The organism is Paracoccus actinidiae, from assembly GCF_030863885.1.
Classification (GTDB): Bacteria; Pseudomonadota; Alphaproteobacteria; order Rhodobacterales; family Rhodobacteraceae; genus Paracoccus; species Paracoccus everestensis.
Window position 1 is genome coordinate 3075991 of the sequence record NZ_CP132956.1, and the last position, 12226, is coordinate 3088216.

Annotated in this window: 12 protein-coding genes and 1 pseudogene; 7 read left to right on the forward strand and 6 right to left on the reverse strand. The window is 65.5% G+C overall.

Annotated features, from left to right (window positions below; translation table 11 throughout):
- From Q5701_RS15325 to pqqA, 6 genes are all read right to left on the reverse strand, one after another.
- Positions 1–792 carry a quinoprotein dehydrogenase-associated SoxYZ-like carrier gene (locus Q5701_RS15325; RefSeq protein WP_306751860.1) on the reverse strand — a complete coding sequence of 264 codons (792 nt, stop codon included), beginning with the start codon at positions 790–792 and terminating at the stop codon, positions 1–3.
- Positions 793–795: 3 nt separating this feature from the next.
- Entirely contained in the window at positions 796–1932 is a 1137-nt protein-coding gene (gene pqqE, locus Q5701_RS15330) for a pyrroloquinoline quinone biosynthesis protein PqqE (protein ID WP_306751861.1), read from the reverse strand.
- Complete coding sequence (pqqD, locus tag Q5701_RS15335; RefSeq protein WP_306751862.1) at positions 1929–2264, reverse strand: pyrroloquinoline quinone biosynthesis peptide chaperone PqqD; 336 nt, start codon at positions 2262–2264, stop codon at positions 1929–1931. The genes pqqE and pqqD overlap by 4 nt, the downstream gene beginning before the upstream one ends.
- Entirely contained in the window at positions 2261–3028 is a 768-nt protein-coding gene (pqqC, locus tag Q5701_RS15340) for a pyrroloquinoline-quinone synthase PqqC (RefSeq protein WP_306751863.1), read from the reverse strand. Before pqqC ends, pqqD begins: the two co-directional genes overlap by 4 nt.
- Positions 3025–3906: a pyrroloquinoline quinone biosynthesis protein PqqB gene (gene pqqB, locus Q5701_RS15345; protein WP_306751865.1), complete on the reverse strand. Its 882-nt coding sequence runs from the start codon at positions 3904–3906 to the stop codon at positions 3025–3027. Before pqqB ends, pqqC begins: the two co-directional genes overlap by 4 nt.
- A gap of 71 nt (positions 3907–3977) precedes the next feature.
- On the reverse strand, positions 3978–4070 hold the full coding sequence (gene pqqA, locus Q5701_RS15350; protein ID WP_076522366.1) for a pyrroloquinoline quinone precursor peptide PqqA: 93 nt from the start codon (positions 4068–4070) through the stop codon (positions 3978–3980).
- 136 nt (positions 4071–4206) lie between these two features.
- Between pqqA and Q5701_RS15355 the strand changes: the two genes are divergently transcribed.
- The 7 genes and pseudogenes from Q5701_RS15355 to Q5701_RS15385 all read left to right on the forward strand — a co-directional run bounded on the left by Q5701_RS15355 (position 4207) and on the right by Q5701_RS15385 (position 12164).
- Positions 4207–5259 (forward strand): quinoprotein relay system zinc metallohydrolase 2, encoded by a 1053-nt coding sequence (locus tag Q5701_RS15355; protein WP_306751869.1) that lies wholly within the window; start codon positions 4207–4209, stop codon positions 5257–5259.
- Positions 5260–5352: 93 nt separating this feature from the next.
- The gene (locus Q5701_RS15360; RefSeq protein WP_306755427.1) at positions 5353–6699 is read left to right on the forward strand and encodes an ABC transporter substrate-binding protein; all 1347 of its coding nucleotides are present in this window, start codon (positions 5353–5355) and stop codon (positions 6697–6699) included.
- Between the two features lie 67 nt (positions 6700–6766).
- Complete coding sequence (locus Q5701_RS15365; RefSeq protein ID WP_306751870.1) at positions 6767–7762, forward strand: carbohydrate ABC transporter permease; 996 nt, start codon at positions 6767–6769, stop codon at positions 7760–7762.
- On the forward strand, positions 7762–8895 hold the full coding sequence (locus Q5701_RS15370; protein ID WP_306751871.1) for a carbohydrate ABC transporter permease: 1134 nt from the start codon (positions 7762–7764) through the stop codon (positions 8893–8895). Before Q5701_RS15365 ends, Q5701_RS15370 begins: the two co-directional genes overlap by 1 nt.
- 3 nt (positions 8896–8898) lie before the next feature.
- Positions 8899–9745, forward strand: a pseudogene (locus tag Q5701_RS15375) (alpha-amylase family glycosyl hydrolase); the annotation flags it as partial.
- A 253-nt stretch (positions 9746–9998) separates the two neighbouring features.
- Complete coding sequence (locus tag Q5701_RS15380; RefSeq protein WP_306751872.1) at positions 9999–11141, forward strand: ABC transporter ATP-binding protein; 1143 nt, start codon at positions 9999–10001, stop codon at positions 11139–11141.
- A gap of 78 nt (positions 11142–11219) precedes the next feature.
- Positions 11220–12164, forward strand: a complete 945-nt coding sequence (locus Q5701_RS15385) for a helix-turn-helix domain-containing protein (protein WP_306751874.1) — start codon at positions 11220–11222, stop codon at positions 12162–12164.
- The last annotated feature ends 62 nt before the right edge of the window (positions 12165–12226 follow it).

The window sequence follows — 12226 nt, forward strand, 5'->3', positions numbered from 1 at the left end:
TTATCCATTGACGGCTTCAAAGGTCTGGTCCCAGGTGTTGCCGTCGGTATCCTCGGCATGGACATGGATCGGCTGCCCGTTGGGATCATAGGCAAAGCGGAACACCGGATCCTCGCTGATGGAAATCCCGGCGTGCAGGGTGAACAGCAGGTCGTCGCCCTGGCGCACCTCCAGCCGGTCGATGAAGTGGGCGGGAATGTTCAGCAGCGTCAGCTGATCGCGTTGCAGGCCCGAAAAGTTCGGATGCCGGATCATCAGCGTGCCGATCTGGCGCCCGTCCTGGCTGTCCGTGCGCCAGCGCATCTGGCCCATGGTGGCTTCCACCGCCGCCATGTCCTTGCCGGCAGGTGCCGAACAGCCGCCCGATGCCTTGACGAAACGGCCCGCCATCACCCGATTGCCGTTGCCGGTATCGGCAATGGCGCGCACGTCGGAATAGCTGTCCACCCGGACCCGGAATTCGAAATCCAGCGGCGCCATGGCGGGACCAAAGGTGTATTCGGCGGCCACGGGGGCGGGGTTCTCGTCGATGACCAATGTCACCGCCTGCACCGTCGGGGCGCCAGGGGGCTGGGTCAGGCGGATCGGGACAATGGCGGCTTCGTGCGCACGCACGGGGGCATCCAGATCCAGGACGGCCAGATCCAGCGGCACATCCGCCGCCAAGCCCAGGACGGAATCGCGCAGATCCTCCCAGGCGGCCGAGTTTTGCAGCGGGTTGTCCTGCGCCGCAGCGGGTCCGCCCAAGACGGGCGTGGCCAGAAGCAGTGCGGCAAGGATATGGGCCTTCATCGCTTACTCTCCCTTCTTCATGCGGCGATAGATCAGGTCGGCGGTGTCCGCGCCCGCATCGGCCTCGGCCCGGGCCACGACCTGACCATGCAGGGGCGACAGCGAGCAGACGGGATCGGTCGCTCGCGCATCCCCCGCAAGAGCCATGGCTTGGCAGCGGCAACCGCCGAAGTCGATCGTCTTGCGGTCGCAGCTTTGGCAGGGTTCCGGCATCCAGCCGGTGCCGCGAAAGGCGTTGAAGCTGTCGGACTCATGCCAGATTTCGCCCAAGTCCCGGTCGCGGACGTTTTCAAAGCGCATCCACTTGATCGTCTGCGCGGCATGGCAAGGCAGGACCGTGCCGTCGGGCGCGACGTTCAGGCCCGTGGATCCCCACCCGCCCATGCAGGCCTTGGGATAAATGGAATGGTGATCGGCGGGGACATAGTCGATGACCATCCGCCCGCGCAGACGGATGCGCGCATCATTCACCACCGTCCGCGCAAAGACCGCCTGGTCGCGGGTGGGCATCAAGACCTTGCGGTTCAAATCCGCCCAGCCGTGGAATTGCACGGTCGCGACCTCGATCCGGCGCGCGCCAAGGGTTTCGGCCAGCTCGATCATGTCGGGCAGGCGTTCCAGGTTCTGGCGGTGGACCACGGCGTTGATGGTCAGGGGAAAGCCGATGTCCTTGACCCATTGGGCAAAGCCCATCTTCTTGTCCCAGGATCCGGGATGGCCGCTGATCCGGTCGGCCATGTCGGGGCGTATGCCCTGCAAGGACAGTTGCACGTGATCGACACCCGCGCGGTCCAGTTCGTCCAGCCGCTCGCGCGTGATGCCGATGCCCGAGGTGATCAGGTTCACATACAGTCCCGCATCGCGTGCGTGCGCCACGATCTGCGCCAGGTCGCGCCGCGCGCCCGGTTCCCCGCCCGAGATATGGACCTGCAGGACGCCCAGGTCGGCGGCCTGGCGGAACACGCGGCCCCAGTCGTCGGCCGACAGTTCCTGGGCTGCCCGAGTCAGTTCCACGGGGTTCGAGCAATAAGGGCAGGCCAGCGGGCAGCGATGCGTCACCTCGGCCAGCATGGCCATGGGCAGGCCGGGGGTGACGGGATTTCCGTCCAGGTCGCGAGGTTGGCTTTGCTGGTCCTTCATGGATCCCCCCTGAGGAAAACCATCCGCCGTTCGATCAGACCGGTCAGAAAGTCGCGCACATCGCCCGCGATCTGGTCTTCGGGCGCATGATAGCGCGCGGCAAGGCCGCTGACGATGGCCTTCATGGAACGAGTGCCGTCCAGTTCCGACAGGATCGCATCGCCGATGGCATCCAGTTGCATCGCCCGTTCGGGGGCCTGCAACACGCGGATGCCGCGCACCCTGTCATAAGCCAGCCGCACCCCGCGCGGCAGATAGGGAATGTCGTCCGGGCCGATCAGCGGCGCAGGGGGGGTTGGGGCTGGCCGGATGCTGGCTGGCTGGGCGGTCATGGGGCCATCCCCTCGCCCGGCCGCCAGGCGCCCGGCGGGACATTGCCCTCGACATAGCCGTGCCACAACGCGTCAAGCTGCGCCCACAGCACGTCGGTCTTGAAGGTCAGCGCCGCCGCCGCCGCATCCTGCTTTTCCTTGGTGTCGGCGTTGGTCAGGACATAATCCAGGCCGAACTTCACATCCTCGGGCGCCTCGGTCAGGCGCTTCTTGAAATAGGACAGGCTGCTGTCATCGGCGAAATCGTAATGAGCCAGCAGCCCCTCGATCCGCTGGGCGTGGATCCTGGGCGCGAACAGTTCCGTCAGGCTGGCGGCCACCGCGTCCAGCAGCGGCATATCCCGCACGAAACGGACATAGGCGTCCACCGCGAACCGCGTGGCGGGCATGATCCCCACGCCGCTTGCGACGTAATCCGGATCCAGCCCCACCGCCTGTGCAAGCGCCAGCCAGCGGCGGATGCCGCCGCCTTCGGAAACGCCGCCGTCGTGATCCTCGATCCGCTTGCGCCAGGCGCGGCGCAGGTCGGGATCCTCGACCCGCGACATGAAGGCCGCGTCCTTCATAGGGATGCGCGACTGGTACATCCAGCGGTTGATGACCCAGGCCCGAACCTCGTCCGGGGTGCAATGGCCGCCATGCAGGCGTTCGTGGAACGGATGGCGGTCATGATAGCGTTGGGCGCCGATGGCGCGCAGCCGGGCCTCGAAATCCTCGCGCGATTGCGCCTGATCTTGCCCCGATACTGAAAAGGCGTCCTTCACAGCGTGATCTCCATTCCGTCGCGGCCGACCTGCCAGCCGCTGGCTTCTGCTTCGCGCGTCTGAACGCTGGCCGGATCGGTCAGCGGATTGGAATTGTTCATGTGGACGAAGACCCGGCGTCCCACCGGCAGGTCGCGCATGGCGGCGATGGTTTCCACCACCGGCATATGGCCCATGCGGCGCCCGGTCTTTTGCCCCAGGCCCATGCGGATCATCTCGTCATCGTCCCACAAGGTGCCGTCGAACATCAAGAGATCCGCCCCCCCGATGCGGTCCACCAGCCAGCCGGGCAATTCCGCGCAGCCCGGAATATACAGGGCACGGCACCCGTTCGCCGCCAGCTCGACCCCCACCGTCGTTTCGCCCACCAGGCCCGTTTCGACCACGGCGCCTTCCTGGTACAGGGGCACCTTGCCCGGCACGGCGAACAGCGTGGCGTCCAGCCCCGGCGCGATGGTGACGGTCTGGTCCAAGGCCACGGGCTCGCGCGCCACCAGATCGCCCCGCAAGGCCCCCAGCATGGGGTTGTCCGCCAGCACGCCATGGATCGCGGGCGTCGCATACAGCACGAAGGGCTGGGATTCGCGCAGCGTCAGCAGCCCCGCCACATGGTCGATATCGCCGTTTGTCACCAGGACCGAATGCAGCGGCATATCCCGCAGCCCCGTCGGATGCAGCGCGGGCGTGGCCGCAAGCTGGACCCGGATGTCGGGCGAGGCGTTCAGGATTGCCCAGTTGCGCCCGTCCGCGCTGACCGCGACCGAGCTTTGCGTCATCGCCGGAATCCGTCCGGCCCGCGCGGCATTGCAATTGTAGCAGCCGCAGTTCCATTGCGGCAGCCCGCCGCCGGCCCCGGCCCCCAGCAGAATGATCTTCATGATGTCCCTGACGAAAAGACCCCGCCCGAGAGTATCGGACGGGGCCGTTCATGATGCCTGAAGCGGATGCCTCAGAACAGGACCGGTTCGTCCTCTGCCGGTGCGTACATGTTGATTTCCATGCCGCAGGCAATTTCCTTCAGGGTGGGTTTCGTCCAAGCCATGCATTTCCTCCAAATCCACGGCCGCCATGATGGCGACTGCCTATCATGTTAGACCAGCGACAACGCGTTTCAACACGACTAAGGTCGCAGGTCACGAAAAGTTGGACATTCGGCCCAAATCTGGGAAAATATGGAAATGATCCTTGCCGTTTTATCCGCCTGCCTTGCCGCCGATCCGCAGGTCTGCGCCCCGGTAACATTGGTCGGCCAGCCATATGCCACCTTGGCCGAGTGCAACAATGATGCTTTGCGAATCGCCCGCGACTGGCTGGTGGACCGGTCCGACCTGCAAGACGGCGGCCTGACCTGCACGGATCTGGACGACCTGCCTGCCCTGGCGGTGGACCAGGTGGCCGATGGCGTCCATGTTCACATCGGCCAGGTGGCCCAGTTCGAGGACAGCCCGGACGGCTGGATTGCCAACCTGGGCTTTGTGGTCGGGGATAACAGCATCGCGGTGATCGACGCGGGTGCATCCCGCGCGCAGGGGCAGGCCTTGTTCGCGGCGATCCGGGCCGTCAGCGACAAGCCGATCAGCCACCTGATCGTTACCCATATGCATCCCGACCACGCCTTCGGGGCCGAGGTTCTTGCCGAGGCAGGCGCCGTCATCGTCGGCCATGCCCGGCTGGGCGACGCGCTGGAAAGCCGCGGGCCGGTTTATCTGGATAACCTTCTCGGGCTTTACGGGCCGGGACCGATGATCGGCACGCGGGTCGTCCTGCCCGATGTCGCGGTCGCGGACAGGCAGGAGATCGACCTGGGCGGACGCGTCCTGACCCTGACCGCCACCGGTCCCGCGCACAGCGACAACGACCTGACGGTGCGCGACAGCGCGACGGGCACCTTGTTCGCGGGCGACCTGGTGTTTCGCGGGCTGACGCCCATCGTGGACGGATCCCTGCCGGGCTGGCTGGACTGGATGGCCGTCCCTCGGGCCGCCGGTCCCGTCGTGCCAGGTCACGGGCCCGTCGCTGCGGACTGGCCGCAGGCCGTGGGAGCGCAGCAGGATTTCCTGGCCGCCTTGGCCCGGCAGACGCGCCAGGCGATCCGGGCGGGGCTGCCCATGTCCCAGGCAGTGCCCGCCATTGTCACCGGTCTGCAGCCCTTTGCCGCCGACTGGGCGTCCTTTCCGCAATCCGCCGCGCGCGATGCGACCGCAGCCTTCAAGGAACTTGAATGGGAGTAAGGGTTTGACAGGGCGGGTCTTGTCAAGCGACCATCGCGCAAAAGGCTCGCACGCAGGTTGCGAACCCTGGGGAGGGGAAAAGACGTGAAGACAATGTTTTACACGACCGTGGCCTTGGCTGCGCTGGTGGCCGGGGGGGCGCAGGCGCAACTGGTGATCGAAAAGGGCAGCGATGATCGCATTCACTGGAAAAGCCTGGAGGATTTTGGCGCGGCCCATGCCGATATCAGTGGCCAGAGCGTGACGATCCTGGCGCCCTGGCTGGGCGCGGACCAGGCGCTGTTCACCTCGATCATGGCCTATTTCGAGGATGCGACGGGTGCGACCGTCAATTATTCCGGGTCGAACAGCTTCGAACAGCAGATCGTCATCGACAGCGAGGCCGGATCGCCCCCCGACATCGCGGTGCTGCCGCAGCCGGGGCTGGCGGCCGAGCTGGCGGCCAAGGGTTACCTGCGCGACCTGGGTGAGGACACCGCGCAATGGGTGCGCGACAATTACGCGGCGGGCGACAGCTGGGCCGCGCTTGGCACCTATGCCGGCGAGGACGGGGCGGAAAAGATGTTCGCCTTTCCCTACAAGGCCGACGTGAAATCGCTGGTCTGGTATGTCCCCGAGAATTTCGAGGATGCGGGATACGAGATTCCCGAAACCTACGAGGATCTGAAGGCGCTGACCGAACAGATCGCCGCCGATGGGGAAACCCCCTGGTGCATCGGCCTGGCATCCGGGGGCGCGACAGGCTGGCCCGCGACCGACTGGGTCGAGGATCTGATGCTGCGCCTGAACACGCCCGAAGATTACGACGCCTGGACCACCAACGCCCTTCCCTTCAACGATCCCAAGGTCATCGCCGCCATTGATGAATTCGGCTGGTTCGCCAAGAACGAGGATTATGTCGCGGGCGGCGCGGCTTCGGTCGCGTCGAACGATTTCCGCGAAAGCCCGAAGGGTTTGTTCGAAAGCCCGCCCGGCTGCTATATGCACCGGCAGGCAAGCTTCATCCCGTCCTTCTTTCCCGACGACACCGTCGAGGGCGAGGATTACGACTTCTTCTATTTCCCCGCCCCCGCCGATGGCAGCCTGGGCCAGCCGGTGCTGGGCGGCGGCACGCTGTTCGGGGTGTTTTCGGACAACCCGGTCGCCATGGCCTTTGTCGAGTTCCTGAAAACCCCCGCCGCGCATGAATTATGGATGGCGCAGTCAGGGTTCACCACGCCCCATACGGGCGTGAACATGGACGCCTATGCCAGCGAGACACAGCGCAAGATGGGCCAGATCCTGCTGGATGCGACCACCTTCCGGTTCGACGGATCCGACCTGATGCCCGGCTCGGTCGGCGCGGGGGCCTTCTGGACCGGCATGGTCGATTTCGTGGGCGGCGCATCCGCGCAGGATGTCGCGGACCGCATCCAGCAGACCTGGGCCACGCTGAAGTGACGCCTTGAAAGGTGACGTTCTGGCGCGGCGGATCGACGCCGCGCTTGTTTGACCGGGGGGCATCGGCATGGAACTGTTCTGGCTGGCCATCAGCACGATCCTGATCGGCGTCTTCGGCTGCGTCGCGTGGTTCTGGGGATCGAACCTGATCTTGGACCGCATCTATCCTCCGCGCGGCCCGAATGCGGGGGACAATATCCGCAAGGCGGGCCAGATCCGGCCCTGGCTGTTTCTGGGACCGGCGATCCTGTTTTTGGGCGTTTACCTGGTTTATCCGATCTTCGACAGCCTGTGGCGGTCCGTCCACAATGCGCGGGGCACCGATTTCGTGGGCGGGTCCAATTACGCCTGGCTGCTGAACGACGGCAAGTTCCGCGAATCCATGCGCAACAACCTGGTCTGGCTGCTGGTGGTGCCGGCGCTGTCCACCCTGTTCGGGCTGATCGCGGCGCAGCTGACCGACCGGCTGAAATGGGGCAGCATCGGCAAGTCGCTGATCTTCATGCCCATGGCGATCAGCTTTGTCGGCGCGGGCGTGATCTGGAAGTTCATCTATGAATACCGCGCCCCGGAGGAAAACCAGATCGGGCTGCTGAACGCCATCGTGCAAGCCCTGGGGGGCGATCCGCAATTGTGGCTGACGCTGATCCCCTGGAACAACTTCTTCCTGATGATCGTGCTGGTCTGGATCCAGACAGGCTTCGCCATGGTGATCCTGTCCGCCGCCCTGCGCGGCATCCCCGAGGAAACCATCGAGGCCGCGATCCTGGACGGCGCGTCCCCCTGGCAGGTGTTCTTCAAGATCAAGGTGCCGCAGATCATGGGCACCATCGCGGTCGTCTGGACCACCATCACCATCGTGGTTCTCAAGGTCTTCGACATCGTCTTCGTGATGACCAACGGGCAATGGGGCACGCAGGTGCTGGCGAACCTGATGTATGACTGGATGTTCCGCGGCACGCCCGATTACGGGCGCGGATCGGCCATCGCCATCATCCTGATGGCCCTGGTGACCCCCATCATGATCTGGAACATCGTCAACGCCCGCCGGGAGGTCCGCTGATGGAAGGCATGGCCGGACAGAAATCCTCGCTGGTCTGGGCGGTCAATATCGCCGCCTTCCTGCTGGTGCTGTTGTGGACGATCCCGACGCTGGGGCTTCTGGTGTCGTCCTTTCGCGACCGCGACCAGATCCTGACCTCGGGCTGGTGGCAGTCCTTTTCGGCGCAAGAGGCCACGGGCTTCGTGCGCACCGGCACGGGCGACGACGCGGTCCAGCAGGACGGGCAATATGTCATCGAGGGCAGCGTCCTTGAGGAAGGCCAGAACCTGATCGGCTGGGGCACCCGCGCCCGCGAGCCGGCAGCCTTTGCGCCCGGCGACACGGCCGAGATCGGCGACGGCTGGCAGGTCACCGTGGCCGAGGACGGCAGCTATCGCATGACCTCGGACACGCCCTTCGAGATGCGCAGGGGCGAGCGGATCTTTGTCACCACCGGCGCGCCCGCCCGGCTGACCACCGAGAATTATAATCGCGTGCTGACCGCCGAGGGCCTGGGCCGGGCCTTCATGAACACGCTGACCGTGACCATCCCCGCGACCGTGATCCCGATCCTGATCGCGGCCTTTGCCGCCTATGCCCTGGCCTGGATGGAGTTTCCGGGCCGCGCCCTGCTGACCGCCGCCGTGGTGGGCCTCTTGGTCGTGCCCTTGCAGGTGGCGCTGATCCCGCTTTTGCGGCTGCACAACGAACTGGGCATCGGCAAGGGATACCTGGGCATCTGGCTTGCCCATACCGGCTTCGGCCTGCCCTTGGCGATATACCTGCTGCGCAACTACATGGTCGGCCTGCCCCGAGAGGTCATTGAATCCGCCCGCGTGGACGGCGCGACCGAGTTCCAGATTTTCCGCAAGATCATCCTGCCGCTGTCGTTCCCGGCATTGGCGTCCTTTGCCATCTTTCAGTTCCTGTGGGTCTGGAACGACCTGCTGGTCGCCACTGTGTTCCTTGGCAATACGCGCGAACAACTGGTCATGACCGGCGTGCTGCGCGAGCTGATGGGGTCCAAGGGCGGGGAATGGGAAATCCTTGCAACCTCGGCCTTCATTTCCATCGCGGTGCCGCTGATCGTGTTCTTCGCGATGCAGAAATATCTGGTCCGCGGCCTTCTGGCCGGGTCCGTGAAAGGTGGATGAAACTTGACAGACGTGAAAATCGACTGTTGGAAGGGTGGGGTCATCTATCAGATCTATCCGCGCAGTTTGCAGCACACGACGGGCGATGGCATCGGCGATCTGCCGGGCATCACCCAGCGCCTGCCCTATGTCGCGTCGCTGGGCGGGGATGCGGTCTGGATCTCGCCCTTCTTCACGTCGCCGATGAAGGATTTCGGCTATGACGTGTCCGATTACCGCGGCATCGCCCCCCTGTTCGGCGACATGGAGGATTTCGACGCCCTGATCGCCCGCGCCCATGAACTGGGCTTGAAGGTGATGATCGACCTGGTGGTGTCGCATTCCTCGGACCAGCATCCCTGGTTCGCGGAAAGCCGCGCCAGCCGCAACAATCCGAAGGCGGACTGGTATGTCTGGGCCGATCCCAAGCCCGACGGCACGCCGCCCACCAACTGGCTGTCGATCTTTGGCGGTCCCGCCTGGCAGTGGGAGGCCCGGCGCGAGCAGTATTACCTGCACAACTTCCTGGCCTCGCAGCCCGACCTCAACTTCCACAACCCGGCCGTCCAGGACAAACTGCTGGCTATGGCGCGGTTCTGGCTGGACCGGGGGGTGGACGGCTTCCGGCTGGACACCGTCAACTTCTATTTCCACGACGCACAGTTGCGTGACAACCAGCCCCTGCCCAGGGAACTGCGCAAGGCCGACACCGCGCCTGCCGTGAAGCCCTACAACCACCAAAGCCACAAATACGACAAGTCGCAGCCCGAGAACATCGCTTTCCTCGAACGCTTCGCGGCGCTGCTGCGCCAATATGGCGCGGCCGTCATCGGCGAGATCGGCGACAGCGAACGATCGCTGGAACTGCTCGAGGGCCAGGAAGCCGACGCCCAATCCATGCTGCATCATTACCGTTGGGCCATCGGGCTGCGGCGCAAGCATTCGGCGCTGCGGGGAGGGCGACATGACCGACATTCATGCCGAAGGGCCGGTCCTGACCTTCAACCGCGCCGACAGCCAGCAATCCTTGCAAATCCGCGCCAACCTGTCGGCCAAGGAAGCGGGGGGCCTGCGGCCATGGCAGGTCTAGATCATCGAGGGATAAGGTTCAAAGGGGGAAGACGATGGCCGACCTGAAACTGACCGATATTGCCAAGTCCTATGGCGAGGTGCAGGTGTTGCGACACATCGACCTGGACATCCGGTCGGGCGAATTCATCGTTTTCGTCGGCCCCTCGGGCTGCGGGAAATCCACGCTGCTGCGAATGATCGCGGGGCTGGAACGGATCAGCGGCGGCACGCTGGAGATCGACGGGCAGCGGATGAACGACATCCCGCCCAGCCAGCGGGGCATCGCCATGGTGTTCCAGTCCTATGCGCTGTATCCGCACATGACGGTGCGCGACAACATGGCCTTCGCGCTGAAGATCGCCGGCAAGTCCAGGGCCGAGGTGCAGGAGGCCACCGACCGCGCCGGCCGGATGCTGCAACTGACCCCCTATCTGGACCGCCTGCCCAAGGCGCTGTCGGGCGGTCAACGCCAGCGGGTGGCCATCGGCCGGGCCATCGTGCGCGATCCCAAGGTCTATCTGTTCGACGAGCCCCTGTCGAACCTGGACGCCGCGCTGCGCGTCGCCACCCGGATCGAGATCGCGCAACTGAAGGCCTCCATGCCCGACCGCACGATGATCTATGTGACCCATGACCAGACCGAGGCGATGACCCTGGCCGACCGCATCGTGGTGCTGGCGGGCGGCGGCATCGCCCAGGTGGGCGCGCCGCTGGAGTTGTATGAACGCCCGGTCAATGAATTCGTGGCCCAGTTCATTGGCAGCCCGGCCATGAACCTGCTGCCGGGCCGCGTCACCGCCACCGGTGCCACCACCACCGTGCAGCTTGAAGGCGGCGGCATCGCGCTTGTGGCGATCGCGACCCGAGCGGGCGACGAGGGTATGGCCGTCAACATCGGCGTCCGCCCCGAGGATATGCGCGAAACGGCCGGACCCGCGATCTTCCAAGGCACCGTCGATCTGACCGAGGCCCTGGGCGAGGTGACCTTGCTTTATTTCGGCACGCAGGGCGACACCGCCCCGATCATCGCCAAGCTGCCGGGCATCCATCCCGGCCTGAACGGCAAGACGGTTCGCCTGACGGCCGATCCGGCGGCGCTGCATCTGTTCCACGACGGCAAGTCGCTGCTGTATCGCGACGGGACGGATTTGCCCCCATACCGTCCCCGGACGACGGCTGCGCCCGTTTCTGCCTGAGCCGCAATTAGCCCTTGGTCGAATTGCACCCCTGCGTGCTATGATAACCGCTACCGACCGAGGAGGAGCCGGCCCGGTATGCGTCACGCCGATTACGTTGCCCAGAAATCCCAGTCCAATTCCGCGACCTCGGCGCTTGCCGCGTCGTGGCGGCGGTCGCTTCTGAAACACGGGCTTGATCCTTCCGATGCCCGCCGCCCCGAGCGCCTGACCCTCGAGGAACTGAGCCAGCGCAGGCAGGCCATGGATCCGTTCCTGCGCGTGGCCGGCCCGCAACTGGACCAGTTGTTCAACCTGGTCGGATTGTCGGGCTGCAACGTGTTGCTGACCGATGCGAACGGGGTGGTCCTGGACCAGCGGGTGAACGGGGCCGACGCTGAACAATTCCGCGATTGGGGCTTGTGGCAGGGGGCGATCTGGTCCGAGGCGGCCCAGGGCACCAACGGCATCGGCACCTGCCTGGCCGAGGGGCGGCAGGTCACGATCCACCGAGACGAACATTTCCACACCCGCAACACGGCCATGTCCTGCATGGACGCGCCGATCTGGGGACCGGACGGACTGCTGCTGGCGGCCCTGGATGTCAGTTCCGCCCGCGCCGACCAGACCGAACGATACAACCGCCTGATCTCTGCCCAGGTGGCGCAGACCGCCCGGGCGATCGAGGCCGTGTTCTTTCGCGCAAGCTTCCCCGAGGCGCGCATCGTGGTGGCCGATGATACGCCCGATGCAGCGGTCCTGCTGGCCGTGGACAAGGACGACCTGGCCATTGGCGCGACCCGCGCGGCGCGCCGCGCCCTGGGCCTGGAACGCGAAGGGGCGATCCGGCCCCGCCCGGCGGCCGACCTGCTGGGGCGTGGCGACGACCTGACCGGCTTTGACAAGGCCGAGCGCGCCGCCGTGGCCCGCGCCCTTGCCCGTACCGATGGCAATGTATCGGCCGCCGCACGCGCCCTGGGGATCGGGCGGGCGACGCTGTATCGCCGCATGGCACGGCTGGGGTTGGCGGAAAAAACCGGCTGACTGTCTCACGAATGAGACAACTTCGGCGTTGGGGCGCCCCAAGGCGGTTGAAACGAATCGCC